Annotated in this window: 22 protein-coding genes and 1 tRNA gene; 12 read left to right on the top strand and 11 right to left on the bottom strand. The window is 41.8% G+C overall.

Annotated elements, in window-relative coordinates:
* Positions 1-21: 21 nt before the first annotated feature.
* From ACSSS3_RS15290 to ACSSS3_RS15280, 3 genes are all read left to right on the top strand, one after another.
* Positions 22-747 (top strand): phytanoyl-CoA dioxygenase family protein, encoded by a 726-nt coding sequence (locus tag ACSSS3_RS15290; protein WP_442845359.1) that lies wholly within the window; start codon positions 22-24, stop codon positions 745-747.
* A gap of 49 nt (positions 748-796) precedes the next feature.
* Complete coding sequence (locus ACSSS3_RS15285) at positions 797-1,204, top strand: hypothetical protein (protein ID WP_442845358.1); 408 nt, start codon at positions 797-799, stop codon at positions 1,202-1,204.
* Between the two features lie 168 nt (positions 1,205-1,372).
* Positions 1,373-1,765, top strand: a complete 393-nt coding sequence (locus ACSSS3_RS15280) for a DUF1398 domain-containing protein (RefSeq protein ID WP_442845357.1) — start codon at positions 1,373-1,375, stop codon at positions 1,763-1,765.
* 44 nt (positions 1,766-1,809) lie between these two features.
* Here ACSSS3_RS15280 and ACSSS3_RS15275 read toward each other — a convergent pair whose 3' ends face one another.
* Positions 1,810-2,979 (bottom strand): hypothetical protein, encoded by a 1,170-nt coding sequence (locus ACSSS3_RS15275; RefSeq protein WP_442845356.1) that lies wholly within the window; start codon positions 2,977-2,979, stop codon positions 1,810-1,812.
* Positions 2,980-3,144: 165 nt separating this feature from the next.
* On the opposite strand from ACSSS3_RS15275, the gene ACSSS3_RS15270 reads away from it, so the two are divergent.
* The 3 genes from ACSSS3_RS15270 to ACSSS3_RS15260 all read left to right on the top strand — a co-directional run bounded on the left by ACSSS3_RS15270 (position 3,145) and on the right by ACSSS3_RS15260 (position 4,664).
* On the top strand, positions 3,145-3,363 hold the full coding sequence (locus ACSSS3_RS15270) for a hypothetical protein (RefSeq protein WP_442845355.1): 219 nt from the start codon (positions 3,145-3,147) through the stop codon (positions 3,361-3,363).
* 100 nt (positions 3,364-3,463) lie between these two features.
* Positions 3,464-3,676: a hypothetical protein gene (locus ACSSS3_RS15265; RefSeq protein WP_442845354.1), complete on the top strand. Its 213-nt coding sequence runs from the start codon at positions 3,464-3,466 to the stop codon at positions 3,674-3,676.
* Between the two features lie 667 nt (positions 3,677-4,343).
* Positions 4,344-4,664: a hypothetical protein gene (locus ACSSS3_RS15260; RefSeq protein ID WP_442845353.1), complete on the top strand. Its 321-nt coding sequence runs from the start codon at positions 4,344-4,346 to the stop codon at positions 4,662-4,664.
* Positions 4,665-4,780: 116 nt separating this feature from the next.
* Here ACSSS3_RS15260 and ACSSS3_RS15255 read toward each other — a convergent pair.
* The 3 genes from ACSSS3_RS15255 to ACSSS3_RS15245 form a co-directional block, all read right to left on the bottom strand.
* Positions 4,781-4,856 (bottom strand) — tRNA-His (locus tag ACSSS3_RS15255).
* Between the two features lie 166 nt (positions 4,857-5,022).
* Positions 5,023-5,739: a bacillithiol biosynthesis deacetylase BshB1 gene (gene bshB1, locus ACSSS3_RS15250; protein WP_228230944.1), complete on the bottom strand. Its 717-nt coding sequence runs from the start codon at positions 5,737-5,739 to the stop codon at positions 5,023-5,025.
* A gap of 144 nt (positions 5,740-5,883) precedes the next feature.
* On the bottom strand, positions 5,884-7,059 hold the full coding sequence (locus tag ACSSS3_RS15245) for a trans-sulfuration enzyme family protein (RefSeq protein ID WP_442845352.1): 1,176 nt from the start codon (positions 7,057-7,059) through the stop codon (positions 5,884-5,886).
* 123 nt (positions 7,060-7,182) lie between these two features.
* On the opposite strand from ACSSS3_RS15245, the gene ACSSS3_RS15240 reads away from it, so the two are divergent.
* From ACSSS3_RS15240 to ACSSS3_RS15230, 3 genes are all read left to right on the top strand, one after another.
* A complete protein-coding gene (locus ACSSS3_RS15240) occupies positions 7,183-7,647 on the top strand; it encodes a GNAT family N-acetyltransferase (RefSeq protein ID WP_442845351.1) in 465 nt (154 codons plus the stop codon).
* Positions 7,648-7,758: 111 nt separating this feature from the next.
* Positions 7,759-8,559, top strand: a complete 801-nt coding sequence (locus tag ACSSS3_RS15235) for an MBL fold metallo-hydrolase (protein ID WP_442845350.1) — start codon at positions 7,759-7,761, stop codon at positions 8,557-8,559.
* A 157-nt stretch (positions 8,560-8,716) separates the two neighbouring features.
* Complete coding sequence (locus tag ACSSS3_RS15230; RefSeq protein WP_442845349.1) at positions 8,717-9,883, top strand: lactonase family protein; 1,167 nt, start codon at positions 8,717-8,719, stop codon at positions 9,881-9,883.
* Between the two features lie 32 nt (positions 9,884-9,915).
* On the opposite strand, the gene ACSSS3_RS15225 is transcribed toward ACSSS3_RS15230, so the two are convergent.
* The 5 genes from ACSSS3_RS15225 to ACSSS3_RS15205 form a co-directional block, all read right to left on the bottom strand.
* Entirely contained in the window at positions 9,916-10,173 is a 258-nt protein-coding gene (locus tag ACSSS3_RS15225; RefSeq protein ID WP_442845348.1) for a Txe/YoeB family addiction module toxin, read from the bottom strand.
* Between the two features lie 4 nt (positions 10,174-10,177).
* Positions 10,178-10,429 (bottom strand): type II toxin-antitoxin system Phd/YefM family antitoxin, encoded by a 252-nt coding sequence (locus ACSSS3_RS15220; RefSeq protein WP_442845347.1) that lies wholly within the window; start codon positions 10,427-10,429, stop codon positions 10,178-10,180.
* Between the two features lie 238 nt (positions 10,430-10,667).
* The gene (locus tag ACSSS3_RS15215) at positions 10,668-12,302 is read right to left on the bottom strand and encodes an amidohydrolase (protein WP_442845346.1); all 1,635 of its coding nucleotides are present in this window, start codon (positions 12,300-12,302) and stop codon (positions 10,668-10,670) included.
* A gap of 98 nt (positions 12,303-12,400) precedes the next feature.
* Positions 12,401-14,152 carry a TonB-dependent receptor gene (locus ACSSS3_RS15210; RefSeq protein ID WP_442845345.1) on the bottom strand — a complete coding sequence of 584 codons (1,752 nt, stop codon included), beginning with the start codon at positions 14,150-14,152 and terminating at the stop codon, positions 12,401-12,403.
* 77 nt (positions 14,153-14,229) lie between these two features.
* Positions 14,230-17,247 carry a tetratricopeptide repeat protein gene (locus tag ACSSS3_RS15205; RefSeq protein ID WP_442845344.1) on the bottom strand — a complete coding sequence of 1,006 codons (3,018 nt, stop codon included), beginning with the start codon at positions 17,245-17,247 and terminating at the stop codon, positions 14,230-14,232.
* A gap of 224 nt (positions 17,248-17,471) precedes the next feature.
* Between ACSSS3_RS15205 and ACSSS3_RS15200 the strand changes: the two genes are divergently transcribed.
* Entirely contained in the window at positions 17,472-18,155 is a 684-nt protein-coding gene (locus tag ACSSS3_RS15200; RefSeq protein WP_228230953.1) for a cell division ATP-binding protein FtsE, read from the top strand.
* 86 nt (positions 18,156-18,241) lie between these two features.
* Here the strand turns inward: ACSSS3_RS15200 and ACSSS3_RS15195 are convergent, their stop codons facing one another.
* Positions 18,242-19,345, bottom strand: a complete 1,104-nt coding sequence (locus ACSSS3_RS15195; protein WP_442845343.1) for a hypothetical protein — start codon at positions 19,343-19,345, stop codon at positions 18,242-18,244.
* Between the two features lie 61 nt (positions 19,346-19,406).
* Between ACSSS3_RS15195 and ACSSS3_RS15190 the strand changes: the two genes are divergently transcribed.
* Both ACSSS3_RS15190 and ACSSS3_RS15185 read left to right on the top strand, forming a co-directional pair.
* Complete coding sequence (locus tag ACSSS3_RS15190) at positions 19,407-20,339, top strand: glycosyltransferase family 2 protein (RefSeq protein WP_442845342.1); 933 nt, start codon at positions 19,407-19,409, stop codon at positions 20,337-20,339.
* A 105-nt stretch (positions 20,340-20,444) separates the two neighbouring features.
* Positions 20,445-20,963: a transposase gene (locus ACSSS3_RS15185; RefSeq protein WP_442845341.1), complete on the top strand. Its 519-nt coding sequence runs from the start codon at positions 20,445-20,447 to the stop codon at positions 20,961-20,963.
* 91 nt (positions 20,964-21,054) lie between these two features.
* Here the strand turns inward: ACSSS3_RS15185 and ACSSS3_RS15180 are convergent, their stop codons facing one another.
* Complete coding sequence (locus tag ACSSS3_RS15180; RefSeq protein WP_442845340.1) at positions 21,055-22,065, bottom strand: glycosyltransferase; 1,011 nt, start codon at positions 22,063-22,065, stop codon at positions 21,055-21,057.
* Positions 22,066-22,092: the final 27 nt, after the last annotated feature.

The following is a 22,092-nucleotide window of genomic DNA, read 5'->3' as shown; positions in this document are numbered from 1 at the left end:
GAGTCATTTACTTGAATTGATATGAACTACGAGCAACAAAAAACTGAGCTGGCGAACAACGGGTTTTCAATCATAAATAACTTCTACACCGCAGAAGAGATTGATGAAATTCTAAATTGTATTGAGACCAATGAGCAAACTGGTGATTCATTTATGAAAACCAGGGATTTATTTGCCATCAGACAACTCATTAACAATATTCCTGATTTAAAAAAGCTCCTATTTAATTCAAATTTATTGAGCCTGTTGGGCTCTGACTATTTTCTAACCAAAGCAATCTATTTTGATAAACCCAGTGAATCCAATTGGTTCGTTGCCTATCATCAGGATTTAAGCGTTTCAGTTACTGAAAAGGTTGTATTGCCTCATTACACAAACTGGACCTACAAAAAAGAACAATATGGCGTTCAGCCACCCATTCATATCTTAGAAGATACTGTGACGCTTCGCATTCATCTAGACAAAACCAATAGCGAAAATGGCGCATTGAAGGTTATACCAAAGTCGCATCTTAATGGAGTTATTCGCCCCGAAAATAAAGAACGGAATCTTGAAAACGAATCAATTTGTGAAGTAGATCAAGGGGGTGTAATGCTGATGAAACCATTAACCCTTCACGCATCGAGTAGAACTACAAACGGAAAAAGAAGAAGAGTCATTCATTTAGAATTCAATAAACATCCTCTGCAAAAACCACTTATCTGGCTGGAATACTATGATTTTAAATCAAGTTACCACAGCGTTTAATCGTATCATACTTCATTAGAATTTTATCAGTACAAGAACAGAACAATAAATGAAAGTTAGTATCAAAAATTCTGGTCAAAATCAAAAGCTTCTTTATCTGCTTATCGAAAACAGGATTTACGATGGGTATGTTTACAACAACAGTTTTGAAATGACTTCTGATAAATTCATCAATTATTACCGTTTAGTAGGTACATTAAATAATTCAGGTCGCTATGATGTGAAATTTGGATATAAATTTCCTCTGAATAAGCTGGTGCTTATCGCAACGCCATTGGCAATCGCAACCGCTTTGGTCCTGATTTTTACTGAATACTGGGAGTTATCTCCTGTTATTTTCATCGTAATAGGTATTAAGTTCTCCGTTTTTAAATATCACGAAAGAAAGGAACTCAATCGTTTTGAAACTGAGTTTTTAAAGCTCTATAAAACTCAGGAGTCAAAGTATGAGTTTTAGTTTCATAGCAAAAACAGAAAACATATATGGCTATCTATTGCCATATATGTTTCATCTGATTGTAAACAGTAACAATTATATTAGCAGTGTATAATTGTTCCGGATCAGTAAAAAAGATTAAGAAAACAAAATGTCGAAAGGCCTCTGTATAAAACCACAACTCAAACCATGTTTACACTAGAACAAATTGAATCTGCACATCAACAAGTAAAATCAGGTGCTGATTTCCCCAATTATATTCAGGAATTAAAAAAACTGGGAGTTTTGGCTTTTGAAACCTGGGTTTACGACAGTCATACCAAATACTTTGGGAAAGATGGATTTCAAGTCAAATCAAGCCCGAAATATGAAAGTTTAACCATCCCAGTCACTTCAGACCAAGAGCAATTCGCAGAATATTTAAAAATTCACCAAAAAGGAAAAACAGATTACCCTACCTTTTGCAAGCATTGTGCAGAAACGGGCATTGAAAAATGGAACGTAAATCTGGAAGTTATGACCTGTACCTATTATGATAAAGCGGGGAATCAAATTTTAGTTGAAATCGTTCCCGGCGTGTAAGAGTTTATTTCAATTTTTACTAATTGCAGTAACATTACAAATCACTACTGCACCCGAATCTCGTTAACCAAAATATCTTTAAAAAGTAGTTTTAAGCTTTCGCCCGAGTCGTAAACCATTTGTTCATTAGTAGGGAAAGGCACCGGCCGGTTGCCCAAAAGCGTTAGCATTTTAGGGTCGATCGCTTCTTTATCACCCGTATAGGTTGCGTAAATGTGGTTAAAAATAAAGCCATCATTCAGCGGAAATGTAGCCTCCAGCTGGCTTGTATTTAAATCGATCAGGTCTACCTGAGCTGTGATCTGCGTATTCTTAGACTGCGTAAACTCGTGAATATCGGCACGCAGGGTTTTAAATTTATCAACCTTGATATCATTGCCCAGGCTGTCCTTTTTTACGTTTCCGTTTTTGTCTAACACATAGTCAAAACCATCTTTCACCTTTTTTTCCTGTTTTAAAATACGCTCCGTCACCAGCTCGGGACTGATCTGAATCCCTCTAAAACTAAGGATCAGGTCATAATCGTAAGCTAGATTTTCGATCTCGCGGTTGTGGTATTGCACCCAGGGTCTGTTGAGTTTATAAGTGTCTATATTCAGTAAATCGTTTTCTAGCCGCGCGGGAATCGCCATCTCCGTTTCATTGACCAGCGCCAATCGTACAAACGTGGTGCCTTTATAGCGTGCATCTTCCAGTAAAGCCGCAGTATTGGCATAACCGGGGTTGATTTCTTCCAGATAAGCGAGGTCGTCGTAGGCCAGACGGGCATCGGCTTTGGTTCCGTTTTCGAGCAGTTGCGTACTCGATTCAATCAGCTGTTTAGAAAGGTCATTTTTGATGCTGATAATTGCATCCGAATAGTCTGTAAAACTGAATTTCGTGCCCGGTAACGGCAAAATGGGGCGTATACGATCCTGTCTCAGACTCAAACCGGTAACGAGGGCATAACGTTCCCGGAGTGTATTGGGATTACCTTCCTTTTCCAAAAAATCCAAACGGCGCTCATCGCGGTCCACAGCTTTTACAAAAGCATCTTTCAATAAAGCGATATAGGGTTCTTTACGTTCCGCCGATTTATTAACGCGCAGGTTATCAAGCATTTGTATAATAACCTGATCGTAATTGCCACGGGCGAGGTCTTTTTCAGATTTCCGCACGCCTCCACAAGCGCCAAGCAAAAGCGCAGTTACCAGTAATAGGCCAACATTTTTCATGAATTGCAGTATTTGGGAGGCGCCAAAGTACTAAAAAATGTTAAAACAAAATGTTTTGAAATGCTTTATGCTGTAGACTACTGCTCGTTTCCATTGAATCAAAACCCTTTGAAGCGCTCATCTAATAATGCTGGAATTTGACTAAATTTGATAAAAACCAAAACGATGGATTTAAAAACTTCTAAAATTGAGTTAGTTAAATTGATTCTAAACATTGATAATGAAACGTTTATCAAGAAAGTCACCGACTTTATCACTGATGAACAATCAGATTTTTGGAATGATTTAAGTCTTGATGAGCAGGAGGAGATCAAAACAGGTTTGACTCAACTTGAAGCCGGTGCTCGTTCCTCTTTTGAAGACGTTTTTAGAAAAATCTCTTAAACCGGTGCAGGTCTTTTTCTCTGAACTTGCTGAAGAAAAATTAATTTTTCTCACCGAATACTTACTCGAGAATTGGGGGCAACGGGTTAAAACTAATTTTTTGATCGTATTTAAAGAACGGATTGAGCAAATTAGCATTAACCCCGAAAGTTGCCCAAAATCGAATGAATTTGGTGGTATTTACAAATGTGTAGTATCAAAACAAACCAGCTTTTATTACCGAATTCTTTTCAATAGAAGAGAAATTGAAATCATCACTATTTTTGATACACGTCAAAACCCGGATAAACTTAACAAGCAATTAAAGCCTTAAAAATGGTGTCTGCAATTAAAATAACTTCCCTCATCTTTTGCTATTGCTTTCCTTAACCGATGATTCGCTTTGCGAGTGCCAAATCTATCCACACACAAATAATAAAACTAACTAGATTACAGCATTAAAACTCTAATCTTATTTTCTATGGGAAATATTTTGGGGATAGAAAATTTAAACTCTTAAAGATTTACAGGGGTGATTCACTTATTCATTCCGAAAAAATATTAGAAGAACAAACCAGAACTCCTTGTTCAATTACGACTTTAGAGTTGAAAAATACTATCACGTTTTTGCTAATACAGCTAAAAGCGAAAAATTACTGAACAATGAATGCTTATCAAATACACTCATCAAAACTTCAGAGGAACTTGCCTTTTTGAATCATTATTTAAACGAATAAAAAATTAAAATTCGCAGTACGAGTAAATGCTATATTGTCAAATGTTACCGCAGAATTTAGATATCTAAATACGATTCGCGCGAGAACTATGGAAGAACAGTAGGAAACAGAGGCAAATATTGATAAAAGCTAAGAATGAGGAAATCTGTAATAATTACGCCTTTGGTTTGTATATCTTTAGAAAACACTTGCTTTACCAATATTTAAACTCATATTGGGTGCGTATAAAAATTAATCAAAAGATAGAATTTTAATTAACATCATATGGCTTGGTATTTTTGGATAATCATTTTTGTCATAGTATTTATAATTATTTCATATTTGAGCTATACTGCTAAAGAAAAGCGCTTGATGAAAAAATATAAAGATGAAAACCTTGTGGAAAAATTGATGCAAAGAACTTATTGGCAAGGACAGACCATGGGACAATTAAAAGACTCACTAGGGAAGCCTTCGGACGTTCAAAGACAAGTTTTAAAAACCAAGACAAAAGAGACTTGGAAATATCATAAAACTGGAAACAACCGCTATGACTTAAAAATCCATTTAGAAAATGGATTTGTTACTGGTTGGGATGAAAAATAAATTTTATCAAATATGCAAGAATAGTACAATCGCGCGAGAACCGTCGATTCTTTGAAAGCTCCCAGAAATTTCCTAAACGAAAAAATCCCCACGTTTCAGTGAGGATTTTTCTTTCCGGGTGGAAGATCGGTCTCGAACCGACGACCTCTTGAACCACAATCAAGCGCTCTAACCAACTGAGCTACAACCACCATTTAAAAAGCATATTTCGCTAGCGATTTATGCGGCTGCAAATGTAATGCAAATCCATATTATGAGCAATATTTTCTGATAAAAAAATAAAAGCTCATTTAACTTTAAGCCAGATCGTCTACTTCTGAGATTGAAACAGGCTCCAATTTCAAACTCGCAATGCGAGTTAAATCAGGTCAAAAATAGAATCAACCGCGGGATAACGCTCTACCGTAAAACCTTCGGCATAATCAGTGCCTATGAGTCGGCCCAGATCCCGTGCCCGGTATTTGATGCTTTCCTGAAAGTTTTTACTGCTTATAGGGGTATTGTCCTCCCCTTTCGACGGATCATAAAACTGAGAGGAATAAGCCATCACAGCTTCCATTTTTTGATCAATAAAACCGGTGATATCTACCACCACATCGGGCTGCAGGTTTTTCCATTGTATGTAATGGTACACGTTTTTCGGTCTCCAGGGTTCCTGCGGTTGTCCGTCGAGGCTGGTTTCAATCTTCTTGAGGCCGCTGAGAAAACAGGCGTCACTGGCGAGCTTGCTCCCGCGACCGTGATCGATATGCCGATCATCAATGGCGTTGCACAACACAATCTCGGGTCTGTATTTGCGTATGATTTCAATAATACGCAATTGCGACTCGCGGTTGTTTTCAAAAAAGCCGTCAGCCAGAGCGATATTTTCGCGGGCACTAAGCTTTAATATTTTCGCAGCATCTGCGGCTTCCTGGTCCCTGATCTCCGCCGAACCGCGTGTACCGAGTTCACCCCGCGTCAAATCAAGCACTCCGGTTTTCTTACCGCGACTTTGTTCTTTGGCCAAAACACCCGCACAGGACAATTCTACATCATCAGGGTGTGCGCCAATGGCAAGTATATCTAATTTCACTATACGTTACGTATTATCGGTTAATGCTTATTTGGTGGAATCGTGGAATCGTTGAATCGTTGAATCGTTTAATCGTTTAATCGTTTAAGTATAATCTTTTCACTTTTCACTTTTCACTTTCTACTTTTCACTTCTCACCTCTCTTTAGAGACTAAAATTCAAACTATCCTTAACTACCTTTTCCAGTGCCTGCTCGAGGTCTGCGATCAAATCCTTTCGATCTTCAATACCTACCGAAAAGCGAAGCAAACCATCATTTATGCCCTGATGTGCACGTTCTTCTGCACTCAACAAGGCGTGCGAGGTTTGCGTGGGAGACAAAATGGTAGATTCCACCCCGGCAAGGCTCATAGAGGGCTTAATCAGTTTCAATTCCTTTAAAAAAGCTTTAGCATCCAGCTCGTCTGCGAGTTCAAATGAGAGCATTCCACCAAAACCGCGCATCTGCTTTTTAGCCAGCGCATAATTGGGGTGCGACTTTAAACCGGGATAATACACCGCTTTTACGTGACCATTTTGCTCCAGCCACTTTGCCAGTTTTTTAGCGTTCTTATTCTGCTGCTTTACTCGAAGCACAAGCGTCTTAAGACTCCGCTCCAGCATCCAAACACTAAAATCACTCAGGCTACCGCCCAGGTTTTTGGCTTTATGCCAAATCTGCTCCATATGTGCGTTTGAAGCTGCAACAGCACCCGCCAGAATATCACTGTGCCCACCCATATATTTAGTCGCCGAGTGGATGATGATATCAATACCAAATTCCGCCGGATTCTGATTTACCGGCGAGGCAAAGGTGTTATCAATCATAGTAATTATTCCTTTTGATTTAGCCAGATCGGCAATCATTTGCATATCGGTCACCGTCATTAACGGGTTTGACGGGGTTTCGATATATAGCACTTTGGTGTTTGGCTTCAGTGCTTTTTCAAAATCTGCGCGCTCAAGACCTTCGGTAAAACTGTACTCGATTCCCATCTTAGAAAATTCCTCTTCTACCAGATTGAAGGTTCCGCCATAAAGGGTTTTCTGCAACACAATGTGATCCCCTGCATTTAAAAAGGCCAGAAGCGCGGTGCTCACTGCCGCCATCCCGCTGCCAAAAATCATTCCGGCTTCAGTACCTTCAAGAGCCGCAATTTTTTTTGCGAGCATTTCCTGATTGGGTGTATTAAAATATCGTGGGTATCGCTTTACTTCAACATCTTCATAGGCGTAAGAAGTCGACATATAAAGCGGCGAAATCGCGCCTTTAAACTGCTTGTCTTCTACCTCGCCCACGTGGGTGCAAATGGTGTTTTTTCCGAATTTTGAGTGATTCATAGCCTTTTTAATTGAAGCTGTGAATTTACAAAAAAGCCAAAGGAATACGTTTGACTTTGCGCTATAAATCGGCTGGAAAGCCGGCTCTATTGATACTATATTTGCAAAACCGAATTCAACACGATGTCTACATTAGTATTTGATACCTATAAACCCGACTATGCAGAAGCTTTTAAAGCCCTCAATTTGCACTGGCTAAAGCAGTATTTTGTGGTGGAACCCCACGACGAGGAAGTTCTGAGCGATCCTGAACGCTTTATCTTAGAACCTGGCGGAGAAATTCTGGTCGCAAAAATCGCAGATCGGGTAGTCGGCGTTGTGGCCCTGATGCCCGATGAAAACGGAACTTTTGAACTCACCAAAATGGCGGTGGATAGTGACTTACGCGGTCAAAAGATCGGTCAGCAATTGCTTCAGCATACGCTGAATTTTGCCCGTCAAAAAGGATTGGACAGCCTCATTCTGTATTCAAACCGAAAACTTGAAAACGCGATTTACCTGTATCGAAAGTATGGTTTTGAAGAAATCCCGCTGGAGCAACCCAATCCCTACCTACGGGCAGATATCAAAATGAGAATCAGTCTTTAGCAGCTATTTGACTCGAATAGCTTCCGGACTTGCAGTTTACCATTTCTTTAATACGCTTTCTTTCAATTTCTTAGTTTCTTTAGGGTATTCTAAACCTAAAATGCATTAAAAATGAAAAAATTAGTACTAACGGCTTTGGTGGTTACGGCGCTATTCAGCTGTAAAAACGAGGCCAAAAATCAGGAAGAAGCTACTACCGAAAATGAAGAGATGGCTATGACTGAAGAATCTGAAATGGAAGCCGCTTTTGATATCACTCCTATTGAACATGCTACGGCCGTGTTTACGCTGGGAGATGCCGTTTTTTATATTGATCCCGTAGGCGGCGCCGAAGCTTTTGAAGGCCAGCCAGCTCCCCAGTATATTTTGCTTACCGATATTCACGGCGATCACTTAAACCAGGCTACGCTTAAGGCTGTGGCTAAACCCGACACCAAAATTTTTGCTCCTCAGGCGGTTTTTGATCAACTAGAAGGCCCCATTCGTTCGCAGGTTACGGTGATGAATAACGACGATACGCAAAGCTGGGATGGATATACCCTGACTGCTATCCCAATGTATAACCTGCGTGAAGAGGCTAAGCAGTTTCACGTAAAAGGCCGTGGTAATGGTTATGTGCTGGAAAAAGACGGCACGCGCATCTATTTATCTGGCGATACCGAAGACATTCCTGAAATGCGCAATCTGGAAGACATCGACAAAGCTTTTGTATGTATGAACCTGCCGTACACGATGACTGTGGAAAGTGCCGCGGATGGCGTGATTGCCTTTGCTCCAGATGAAGTATATCCGTATCACTTTAGAGGTCAGGGAGGTCTTAGCGATACCGATACATTTAAAAGCATCGTAGACTCGGCCAATGTAGGCACCGAGGTCATTATGCTCGATTGGTATCCCAATAAATCAGAATAAACCACTTCGTGGCAAATCTACAAGGCTTCCGTAGAAAAGAAACCTTTAATTCCAAGGCAAACCTCTCAGTAGTAAACCCTTTGGCGGAGCCAATAAGATCCCAATCGCACCGGTTGGGATTTTTTGTTTTGGGCCAAAGGATGGCGAAACCGTGCAAATGCGTACTTTTAAAATCGATAAACAGAACTACCTTATGAAAGCACCTCTTTTCGCTTTAAGCTTTATACTTTTCTTCTCGTGTAAAAACACCGAAACCAAAACCGAATCTGTTATGACCGAAACTCCACAAGAACATTCAGAAGGAATGCCTTTTTATATAGGAACTTATACTAACGGCGACAGTAAGGGTATTTACAAAGCGGTTTTAAATGCTGACGGAAGCCTTACTGAACCGGTACTTGCTGTCGAATCTGAAAACCCATCTTTCCTGGCTTTTTCTAAAAATAAGGACATCCTTTTAGCCGTAAACGAAAATGAAAACGGCAGTATTGAATCGTTTCAGGTTGATGGTGATCAATTACTTGGAGTTAACCAAAGCCCTACCGGCGGAGCCCATCCCTGTTTTGTGGCGGTTAATGACGATGAATATGTGCTGGTTGCCAACTATACCGGAGGCAATATAGGCCTGCTAAAACTCGACCCCAAAGACGGAAGCCTTTCTGATCTACTGGACGTGGAACAGCACGAGGGCAAAGGCACCACTGAACGGCAGGAAGGTCCGCACGCGCACTCCGCATGGTTTATTCCCGATAGCAGCGGCATCATTTCAGCCGACCTGGGGACCAATCAATTGTGGTTTTCAAAAATCAATACAGAAACCAACAAACTGGAACCGGCTACCACTCAAAAACTCGATTTACCAGAAGGTGCAGGCCCACGACATTTGGTCTTCCACCCCGATAATGGTTTTATCTACGTGCTAAACGAACTCGATAATACCATCAGCCAGATTGAGAATAAAGATGGAAACTACAGCGTGCTAAGCTCTTTCTCTATCCTTCTGGAAGGTTTTGCTGAATACAGTAAAGCAGCAGATATTCACGTAAGTGCAGATGGTAAGTTTATTTATGCGTCAAACCGCGGTCACGACAGCATCGCCATTTTAGAAGTTATGGAAGATGGAAGCTTAAAACTTGTCGCTAACGAACCTACAAAAGGAAAAGACCCGCGTAACTTTCAGATCTCACCGGACGGAAACTTTATTCTGGTTGCCAACCAAAACGGAAACAACCTGGTTTCCTATAAACGCGATGCCACAACCGGATTAATGAACTTTATTGCTGAAGTTGCAGCGCCTGCACCGGTTTGTATTTTGTTTGAATAAACTTTGTAATGGAAAGAAAAATTATTCGGTAGTTAATCGTAATGAAATCTGCATTTGGCTATCAGAATTTCATCTTCGGTATATTTATAGATTAAGCGATGTTCACTGTCAATTCGCCTGGACCAAAAACCCGAGTATTTGTGCTTTAAAGGCTCAGGCTTACCCAATCCTTCAAAGGGATTTCTGGCAATATCCTTCAATAACTGATTGATTTTCTTAAGCTTACTTTTATCAACACGCTGCCAATAGAGATAATCCTCCCAGGATTCATCGACAAAAACGTACTTCATGCTTTTAGTCAATTAATTCTTTTGGAAACGATTGACCACCAGTTAATTTTTCAATAGCTGCATCTAACCGAGTCTCATTTTTACGTGATGAAAGTTCGTGATTGGTGGCCATCAAGGAGTTGTATTCATCTAAAGACATCACCACAATCCCGGAATCTTTCCCCCGGTTTATAATCAAAGTCTCAAAGTTCTTTACAACCTTATCTAAATACGACTTAATATCCTTTCTGAATTCTGAAACAGTAGTTACCAGCATAACTCTCAAACTTAATTATGTACAAATATATGTACACTATTTGAATATATTCAGAACTATTTTTCAAACGCTGAAAAAGATTTGAACCCAAAACCGAATTACACTTATCTATGCTATGAGTAGATGTACTATTGAAATACTTTGGGAAAACATAATTGCAGCTCAAAACCCCAGAAGTTCCAAACTCTTATAATCCTGAATAGCAATAATAATAACAATGATAATATCCTCCCAGACGCTACTTCACCTGCTTCCCGCCTAGCCAGGTTTGATTTACTTTTAAATCAGGAATCTCATCTTCAGGAATGGTCAACAAATCGGCATCCATCACGATAAAGTCTGCAAATTTGCCCGGCTCGATGCTTCCTTTCTCCGCTTCTTCAAAGTTGGAAAAGGCCGCCCAAATGGTCATCCCACGCAAAGTTTCTTCGCGGCTCAGCGCATCTTTCATTTGAAAACCACCTTCGGGGTATTGCATCAGGTCCTTTCGGGCTACCGCAGCATAAAAGGTATAAAACGGATTCACCTGCTCCACCGGAAAATCAGTTCCCAAAGCGATGATTCCGGCTTCATCAAGCAGTTTTTTGTATGCATAGGCGCCCTTCATTCGGCGCTCACCCAAACGATCTTTTGCCCAGTACATATCGCTGGTAGCGTGAGTAGGCTGTACCGATGGTAAAATGTTTTCGTCAAAATAATTGAAATCTTCAGGCGAAATCACCTGCGCGTGCTCAATCTTCCAGCGACGGTCTGACTGATCTTTTAAGGCTTCGGCGTAAGCTTTTAAGATCACCGTATTTGCCGAATCTCCAATAGCGTGCGTATTCATTTGAAAAGCCGAAGGGGCTAACTTTTGCGCCAGGCTGTAAATGCTGTCAACCGGAGTCACCATTGCCCCGTAGTGACCTGCCCGGTCTGAGTAGGGTTCTCGTAAGGCTGCACCGCGTGACCCCAAAGCCCCGTCTCCATATACTTTTACCGAACGCACATTGAGTTTATCAGTCTTTAGAATACCGTGTTTGAGGAAATAATCTACATCTGCGGGCGTGTTGCTGATCATCGCATACATACGCATATCGAGTGCGCCTGCTTTCTGTAAACTGTCAATTAAAAAAATAGTCTCCTTATCCAGACCGGCATCATTAACCGTGGTCAACCCGTAATCAAAACAGTATTCCTGAGCATCCTGAAGGGCGGCAGTTGCCTGTTCACGGGTCATTTGTGGCATAATGGACGTGATCAAATCCATAGGATTATCAACCAGTACGCCGGTGAGTTCGTTGTTTTCCTTCACAATCTCCCCACCTTCCGTGATGGTGGTGTTGTCTATTTTTGCCAGATCCAGAGCCTTTTGGTTTACCAAAAGCGCGTGCCCGTCAATGCGCTGCAATACGACCGGAGTATCGGGAAAAAGTGAATCCAGCTTGCGTTTGTTAGGAAATGCCTTGTCTTCCCAATCGTTTTGATCCCAGCCTCTTCCGTAGATAAAATCAGAAGGTTTTTGAGCCTGAAATTCCTGCACCCGCTGCACTACTTCATCAAAACTTTTAGATCCAACTAAATCCACATTTTGCAATGAAGCGCCAAACCTAAAAAAGTGGCAATGCGCATCGATGAAACCGGGATATACGATTTTGCCCTGAAGATCTATAGTTTCAGTCGCCTGGTATTTCGCCTGAATCGAATCGGTAAGGCCAACAGCTACAAACTTATCTCCCCTAATCGCAAAGGCCTGAGCTTTTGAAAACTCGGCGTCTACCGTGTAAACCGTGGCATTTATAAAGATTTTATCTACCGCTGTTTTGGCCTCAGGCTTGTCCTTACAGGCAGTTAGTAAAATAGAAAGGAAAATCAAAAACAGGAAATTGCGCATAGCTGAAATTTTTACCGAAAGTACAAATTAAGACATCAAAGCCTAAAACAAAAAAACTCCTTTTTACAGGAGTTTCTTTTATGATTAATTAAGATTTTTTACCAGTCAAAGCGGTACGTGGCACCGGCCATTCCCTGAATACCCTGCACCGGGTAATTGACCCAGCGCTGGTAATTGTTACCCAAAGCATTGTTTACGCGCACAAAAAACGACAACTGCTCGTTGAAGCGGTATCCCGCGTGAGCATTGGCATCAAAAAATGAATCGAGAGTTACCAACTGTGGGTTACCAACCGTGTTAAACGGTCCCACCACATTAACCTCATCATTGCGCTCGCCCACATAAAACAGGGTGACACCGGCAAACCAGTGCTCGTCAATTTGATAATCTGCAAAAAACGAAGCTTTAAAGTCGGGAAGGTTCCAGGCTTCAGCCTCTGTTTCGGTCTCATAAGTAAAGACTTCCCCGTTAACGCGCATTTTCAGATTGCTGTTTACGTCAAAGTTGAGTTCACCAAACAAAGACAAGGTGCGCAAATCGTCATTGATTACGCCAAAGGAGTTCCCGAACTGATAATTATCTGTACCCAGATTGCCGTTATTGTCATCAAAACGCGCATTGTTTTTATACAATAAGCGGTTGTTCTGTGACAGATAGCTGGCGCGCAGGTTATAGCTCATCGCGCTGCTCAATTTCCCTTTAATCCCTGCGTACAGATCGTATTTCTGATCGGTAGGAGAAATGGAATCCAGCGTAGGAGATACAAACGGATTTTCGGTTGCAAGTTCCTGATAGCTGTTTTGCATCAGCCCCCCTTCAAGCCCACCGTAAGCGATGAAGTACTCATCAACCACACGATAGGAAGCACGTACTGCCGGGTAAATATTTATATCGGTTTCCGGTGCATTTGGAGTAAAATGCGCTGCTGCATTGATACCTAAATCAAGCGTTAAATCATCTTTCAACACCTGAATGCTGGGATTGGCGCTTACGATTAAATGGCTGTATTCTATTCCTGCGGAATTTTGATAATTGCGATCAAAGCTGCCATCTACATAATCCAGTTTCAGATCTAGACTCAGTTTTTGACCGGCAACGGGCAACTTAAATTCAGGTTTAACGATTGCTCTGATTTCACCTGACTCATAATTATCACCAAAATAACCCACACGAGCGTAAGCCTTTTCGAAGAAACCGTCATTAAAAGCGATGGTTCCGCTAAGCCCTGCCTGAAAATAATTATGCGTAGGGTTGATCAAATCGAGCATAGTAGGCATTGCCTTGACATCATCGGCCACACCATACCAGTTGTAGGATTTATGACCCAAATCCAGATCGGTATTTAGCGTAAAATCACGGGTATTAGACGTGTAGTTTAGGTTCAAATCGGTATCGTAAAAGAAATCGTCAAGCACTACGCCTTCTATATCCCCTTGCGACGAATTGTGATTGAGGTACACTCCAAAATTAGAATCGCGGTCTATCTCCCAATTGCTGTAAAATTCAGCCAATGCCGTGGTATAGGTACCGAAGCCCAAACGCACGTAATTGTCATACAGCTTGATTCTCTTTGATTTTTCAATCTGCGCCGCCTGCCCTTTCGCCGGAGTAAAAGTCGAAGCTACCGGCACCGAAAAAATACCGTAAGTCACTTTCTTCTTGACCGTATTCACCGAATCATTCAGCATAGGGGTTGCCTTGACCTTAAAAGCATCACCAATCTCGGGCGTGTAGGGTTTCACCACATTTACCACTTCGGTGCCCAGGTTGTCTTTGTCCTGAGCGGTTGCCATTTGTAGTCCTAAGAAGAATAGGCTCAAGTAGAAGATTGTATATTTTGTATTGATCATTTTCGTTTTGTTAGGTTTCTTATTCAAGGTTCAAAATTCAAAATGTTGAATCTTGAATTTTAAATTTTGAATCGCGATTAGTTTCCATCCAATGAAGAATTGGTCTGCGCCTCGGCGGCTTTGATGCGGGCGAGTTCCTGCCTGGCTTCGGCAACTACTTCGGGATAATCGGTAAAGTTGGTAATTACGTTATCCAGAATATACGTCGCCTGATAAGCGTCTTTAAGTTCGTAGAAATTTTTAGCCATCAGCACCAAACCTTTAGCTCCGTATTCTTTATAACCACTAAAGTCTTTCGCCAGTTTCTGTACCGAAGCATTAGAACCTTTGTAATCGCCGTTTTGGTTTTTGAAATAAGCATCATAGTACAGCGCCTCGGCTCCGAGTTCACCTGTCGCGATTTTTGAAACCTCAGCATACGCTTCGGCAGCGCGGCGCTCGTTACCGGTTTGCATCGCACTACGTGCGATGATCACCTGAGCATCACTCTTCACATTGTTGTCAATTTTGGAGTTTGCCAAAACTTTTTCGGCGTATGCCACCGCATTATCATACTGCTTGAGCTCGTAATACGACTTCATCAGGTTACTCTGCGCAAAAATGGTATTCTGCGGAATGTCTGACTCGTTTTCCAAACGTTGCAGAACTGGGACCGCTTCAGCATATTTGCGTTCGCTCAGGTACACCTGTCCCAAACGGGCCAGCGCCTGCTCGGTAAACTCGCTGCGTTCTTTTTCGATCACATAGTTGTAATGTGGAATGGTCTTGAGGTATTCATTTTGACCAAAGTACAACTGACCAAGGTAAAAGTGTGCTTCCATCGCACGTTGTCCGTTAGGATATTCGCGCAGGTATTTTTCAAAATTTTGAATCGCCTGAGGATTGTTGCTTCCTACCAGTTGTTTTTCTGCGGAAGAAAACGCAGCATCATCCAGTTCTGAATCTTCCACCGAAATATAATCGAGGCTGTTTGCCCAACGTCCGTAGGCATCTACCTGGCCGTTATCGATATAAATCAGTTTTGCGGAAGCAACCGCCTGAACGCCTTCGGGAGTACCGGGATAGTTTTCGGCTACACTTTTAAACAAGCGTAAAGCTTCATCGCTACGGCCGGTATTGTCATAAATCAAAGCTTTTTTAAGCTGGGACTTGGCGGCGAACTTGCTTTTTGGAATTTCGCGTACCAGACGATCATACGCCTGAATACCGCGCTCATTGTCGCCTGTGGCCACATAGGTATTTCCGAGTTCGTAAAGCGCGTCATCACGGTAACTCGACTGAGGAAACTGATTGGCAAAATTGCTCAAAGCTTCTATTTTTTGGGCGTTTCGGTCTACGAAACCGTAACTGATCGCCTTCTGAAACGTAGCATAATCACGCTCCACACCGGGCATCGCGATAGCCTCATTATAGGCTTCCATCGCAGGCCAGTACTTACTGTTGATGAAGTAGCTATCGCCCAGACGCATATAGGCATCAGCCTTACGCACATTATCATTGGAGCCACTCTTCACATAACGCTCAAAATAACTGGCCGCCTGATCGTAATTTTTCTTTTTGAAATAAGCATAACCCAGATTGTAAGCCAGATCACCATATTCGGGCAATGAGCGGGCTGCACTGCTTTGCTCAAACTGCTTAAAGGTAAGCAGGGCCTCGTCAATACGATTGATGGTGTACTCACTTTCGGCTTTCCAATACAGGGCGCGGGCGGTAAATTCCGGCGAAGCCGAAGCCTTCAATGATTTTTCAAAATTGGCAATCGCTTCCTGATAATCCCCGTCATTATACAATTCGATCCCACGATAAAATGCTACTTTTTGATAGGCTTCCTGATCCTGATAATTGCGGTTGCTTTCCAGCAGGTCCATCGCAGCTTTATAGTTTTTGGAAGTGATATAGGAATCAATCAGCAGGGTTTCCAGTTGCTGACGCTGGGGTGCATTAGGATAAGCTTCCAGGTAATTACCAATCGCCTGTGGAGCCGGCTCGTACGCATTACCAATCTCGTAACTCAGTTTGGCGTAGTTGAGACCGCTATCTTCTTTGATTTTGGGCTCAAAATCCATTTGATAGGCATTGCGAAATGCATTCAACGCTTCCTGCTTTTTGCCGGTTTGTAAATACGCATCGGCTAAATGATAATAGGCGTTTTGGGCAACGCTGTTTTTACCGTCTATAATTTTGTTGAATTCGCTAATGGCATTATCAAAATCGCCCTGCTTGTAATAGGCATAACCCAGCTGATAGTAATCGGTATTGCTCCATTTGCCGCGTTTTCCTTTATATTCTTTAAGATAGGGTAAGGCTTTGTCAAACTCCCCCAGATTGAAATAACTCTCGCCGATAATTTTGTTGAGTTCAGACTGCTCATTGCGGTTGGCTGTGGGCAGTTGCTCTTCCGCCAGGCGGATGGCTTCTCTGAAATTCCCCTGTTTAAAATTAAGGTCGGCTTTAAAATAACTCAGGTCTTCGCGGGTACCTTCTTCGGCCTCCACTTCTTCAAAAAGCTGACTCGCCTCCTCATAATCGTCGTTTTCGTAAGCCATAAAACCTTCGTAATACTTGGCCTGAGCTCCGTATTTTTCAGAATTGCGCACGCGATTGAAATACACTTTAGCCTCTTCCGGACTATTAGACTTCAGGTGCACATACCCCATATTGAAGTTGTACTTTTCCATTTCGGCCCAACTTAAACGGCTGATATCTACCTGCTCATACCAGCGCTTGGCAGCCGAATATTTTCCATTTTCGAAGTAATAATCAGCCACATCTTTGTAAGCCGAATTGCGCTTGGTGCTGGTAGGGTACTCTTCCACAAACTTCTGCATACGCGCATCTGCCCCACTCTGATTGAGTCGCACTGCGGCGTTTGCGATATAATACGCACAATCGCCCTCAATCGTCGGGTCGGTTGTCTCCTGCTTGATTTCGTTAAAAAGTGTCTGAGCGGCCAGATATTGCTTGCTGTTGTAGAGCGTAAGCGCCTTGTCGTATTTGGCCAGATCGTTTGTAAAAGCTTCAGTCTGCTGGGCTGCAGCCGTTGCGCCGGTTAGAAGGATTACCAGAGCGGTAAACACATATTTTTTAATCATAAATATCAGATTTGATAGCAAAGAGCCGAGTTTCGGGTATCTGAAACAAAAGCCTGCTTCACATACTAACGCTGCAAAACTAGGATAATTATATCTAGCGCAAGGTTCTTAAAAAGAAGTTCTGCCCGCTTATTTTGAACGACTTTTCAACAGATTGATTTTTTATCAAACACAAGAAATAGTGTACTTTTGATTGCGTACACCACGTTATCTTAGAAAAAACTATGTCACAACCGGTCTTAAAGCTGCACAACGCTTCTATTTTTCAACGCGAAAGCCTTATCCTTTCAGATGTAAGTCTTACCATCAACAAAGGCGAGTTCGTGTACCTCATTGGGAAAACCGGAAGCGGAAAAAGTAGTTTTATGAAAACCCTTTACGGTGATTTGCCCCTGCAACAGGGAGAGGGTACGATTGTAGACTACGATCTCGCAACTCTAAAGGAAAAGCAAATTCCTTTTTTGCGCCGAAAACTGGGCGTAGTATTTCAGGATTTTAAATTGCTGAATGACCGCACGGTTAAAGAAAATCTCAAGTTTGTACTGAAAGCGACCGGCTGGAAAGATCATTCGCAGATGGACACGAAGATTGACGAGGTACTCGATAAAGTGGGCATGAAGACCAAAGGTTTTAAATATCCCTATCAGCTGTCTGGTGGTGAGCAGCAACGCGTTGCAATTGCCCGCGCACTGCTCAATGATCCTGAGTTAATTTTAGCTGATGAGCCTACCGGAAACCTGGATCCGCAAACTTCGGTTGAAGTGATGGGCGTTTTACAGGAAATCAACAAAAACGGAAACACGATTCTGATGGCCACGCACGATTATGCACTGCTCTTGAAATACCCTTCTAAAACCCTGAAGTGCGACGGCAATAAGATTTTTGAAGTGGTGCAAAAAACCATTTAGCCCGGTAACCGGAATTTAAAATTTATTGCTTCAGACCATTTTATTCTCATTAAGTAGTTCAGAATATTATTAATTCAGCATGCTTACTAAAAAATGCTTTGCTTAATTTTTTTAGCATTCTTTCGATTGTTAAAAATGCCGTCCAGGAGCTTTTGGCGCTTTTCAAATTCGGTAAAGGGTTCAGAACGTAAATCCATCACTTTTTCCTGAATAGCTACTGCCGAAGTACACAGATGACTGGCGGCCAATGTTTCCGGCTCATCAATCACATTTTCATTAACGATACAATGCCTGCTCTTAAACAGCGCGTTCATCACTTTTAATTTGGTTCCCGATCGCTGAAAAGACAGATTTAAAGTAATGTGTGCACGAGCTAGAAGAGCATCGAGTTTTTGGGCAGTTTCAATAGGCTCAAAGCTTATATGTTTATAATTTTTAATCTTTTTTTGAATTACTTCCTGACGAAAACTCCCTGCAATAACCAGCGGATAATCGACCTCTTTAAATACGTCAATTAAAAAACAGGCGGTTTTCAAATTATCAGCTACGGAAAGATTACCATGGTACAGGGCAAACTCACCAAACTCAGAACATTTTTGAACAATTTCATTTTCGTGAAAAACGGGGACATATACCGAAGTATTCAATTGAGAATAGTAATGCTGCTCGTGATGGGAAAGGGTAAACAGGGTCTGTGGAGTCTTAAGATAAGGTTCAAAATCCTTAAATTTACGGGCTTCCCAGTTATAGATCAGGGCTTTCAACGGATTATTAATCGCATTTGCCAACCCCCGATAATACTGCTGTTCGATATTTTGAATACGCAGATAAACCGCTTTGCTAGTGCCTAAACCATTCACAAGCATTGCCGCAGATTGCAAACCCTGAAGCAAAACCGGTGCGTCAGATTGCGACAATCTTTGAGTAAGCAGCCGGCTTTCCCGGGTTGCCAGTGCAATGGGTTTTTTGGAAAATAAGGCCTTAAAACGCGATGTTTTGGGATAGCTATAAACCGCATCACAAATAGACTCCACCACTTCAAAATCCCGTCTGGTATCGGTAAAACAATGCAATTCGATCCCAACTCCCAGACTTGCAAGAGCCTTGATTTGATAAAATACATCAATGACTCCGCCATAGTTGGGCGGAAACGGATTATCAAAAGCGACAATTTGCAATTTTTGAGTCATCGGCGATCCGGAATGCTTTGGGCGTGGTGAGAATCCCTATTTTTGATTAAAACTAAAGCTTTTGATCCGGTTTTCTGTTATCATCCCCGTTTATAACAAGGCTAATTTTGTAGCCCAAACCATCCAGTCGGTACTGGCGCAAAGCTTTACGGACTATGAAATCATTCTGATCAACGACGGCTCTACCGATAAGAGTCTGCAAGTTCTTCAAACTTTTAACGCATCAAATATCAGACTGATCAATCAGGAAAATCAGGGCTTAAGCGCAGCGCGCAACAAGGGGATTGCCGCAGCCAAAGGTAAAATCATCGCTTTACTCGACGCAGACGATCTTTGGGAACCGCAACATTTGCAAAGCCTTTATGAGTTGAGTCAAAAATTTCCGGAAGCCCAATTATACGGCACAGCCTACGCTGAGCTATTCAGCGATGGAACACGAGTGCCCCCTAAAATCAACCTCAAAACAGCAGAGCCTCAACTTTTGATTCCTGATTTTTTTGAAGCCTCCCTTTTTCAGCCTCTGGTACCTCCCAGCAGTTTTGCCTTTCAAAAAAACATAATCGATTCTACTGGTGGTTTTGACACTCAAATCACCTGTTTTGAAGATGTTGATTTTTACATCAGAGCGCATCTAAAATTCAAAATGGCTTACACAACGCAGGCCACGATGCTTTACCGCCTTGAAAGTGAAAACCAGATCACAAAAGGCAGGTTGCACAGGATGCAAATGCCGAATCTGCAAAGCTATCTCAACGAAAATCCCAATCACAAAAGTTTACATACCTACATTCACCGGCATTGGTATTTCACCTGCAACTATCTTAAAACGGAAGGTGCACAAGAACATTATAAAGCGATGCGCAACAAACTGGACACGCGATACCTAAACCCACAACAACGTCTGCTACTCGCTCTCCCCGCCCCTTTCTTACGAGGCTTACGAAGCTTTAAAAACCGGTTGCTTAAAAAAGGATTTCGGGTTACGAGTTTCTAGGTTGTATTCGAATATTCAGAAATGGACAAGGCAGTGGATTTTTTTATTAATTTCAACGTAAATAATTCATCGATAATTATTTAAATCGATTTGACTTTATTTAAAATGGATAAATACAAAGGCAAATACCGCAATGAATCTGCACGCCATCCTACCTGGGATTACGCGAATGCAGGTCTTTATTTTATTACCATTTGCACCCGTGACCGTAAACATTTTTTTGGTGAAATCAATCTGGGAAAAATGGAATTGTCAGACATTGGAAAAATTGCCAAACAGGAATGGTTAAAAACATTTGAAATGCGTCCCGATATGAATTTATGGATGGGTGAATTTGTGGTGATGCCCGACCATTTTCACGCCGTTATCGGAATTGGCAAAAATGAATTCAATACCCAAAACACATCACGCCCGAATAAATTTGGCCCACAATCGAAAAATCTGGCATCCATTATACGTGGATTTAAAATTGGGGTTACCACAAACGCACGAAAAACCAATCCCGATTTTGCGTGGCAATCCCTATATCACGATCGCATTATCCGAAACGAAAAATCGCATCTTGCCATTTCAAATTATATTGAAAACAATGTACGTAATTGGAAAAAGGATAAATTGAACTAGCGCAATGCGCTATTAAAAATGTACGGTCGCAATGCATTGCGACCCTATTTCTGGATGCAAATCATTGCATCCCTTCCAAATCGAATGCAAATCATTGCATCCCTTCAATAAACGCCTTCCACAATTTATTGACCTCCTGATGATCGTAACGGGCAATACTGGCCTGTGCGTTTTCGCGGTATTGGTTTAATAAATCGGTATCGCCTGATAATTGATTTAACGCGTTTTTAAACGCCTCAAAATCCTGATGGGGTACGAGGATTCCGTTGGTACCGTCTAACAATTCGGCCGGACCTGTAGGGCAATCGGTAGAGACCACCGGAGTGCCGCAAGCCAAACTTTCGAGCAACACGCGAGGAAAACCTTCAAACTTGCTGCAAAAGGCAACAAACAGCGCGCCGGCAAAATAGGCTTCGGGCTTTTTGACAAAACCTTCAAAGTGTACGCGATCTTTCAGTTGTAGTTTTTCAACCTGCTTTTGAAGCCTTTTTAATTGAGGACCCTGACCCAAAATACGCAGATCAATTTGTTTACCGGGCAGTTCACTTTCGGCGTAAGCCTTAACCAGCTTATCAAACTGCTTGTGATCGCACAGTCGACCTGCGGTTACGATGTATGGATTATCAAATTTTTTGGCCTTTACCTTTTTGTATTTTTCAACCGAAATACTATTCGGAATCACATGAACATGTTGAAGACCATAACGCTGCTCAACCAGCCGCTTCATAGCTTCGGTGAGTACACAAATGGAATCATTTTTAAACAGTAAGCGAGTCGCCGAAGCACTTTTGGGAAAGTAATAATGGAGATTGGCGCTGCGCACCATATAAACCGGTTTAAAGTTTCGGTACAGCAGTTTTTTGACAAAATATTCCTTTACCGCACTTTTACGAAAGCGAAAATCAAGCACATAATCAATCGCTTTTACCTTCAGAAATTCACGCGTAATGCGCAACCTTCGGTATTTATCTAACGGATCATTCAACTTGTTTTTATACAAACCCAAATTGAAAAGTTCGCCGCTATGCTCGTAACCAATCTGATCTGTTATCGAGATGATAAACACTTTATTCCCTATTTGGGTAAGCTGTGTGCTCAGCAAGGCAGCCGAGCGTTCTGCTCCTCCCCC

Origin of the sequence: Leeuwenhoekiella sp. H156 (genome assembly GCF_052218455.1) — a bacterium.
GTDB lineage: Bacteria > Bacteroidota > Bacteroidia > Flavobacteriales > Flavobacteriaceae > Leeuwenhoekiella > Leeuwenhoekiella parthenopeia.
This window is presented reverse-complemented; position numbering and strand designations above follow the sequence as displayed.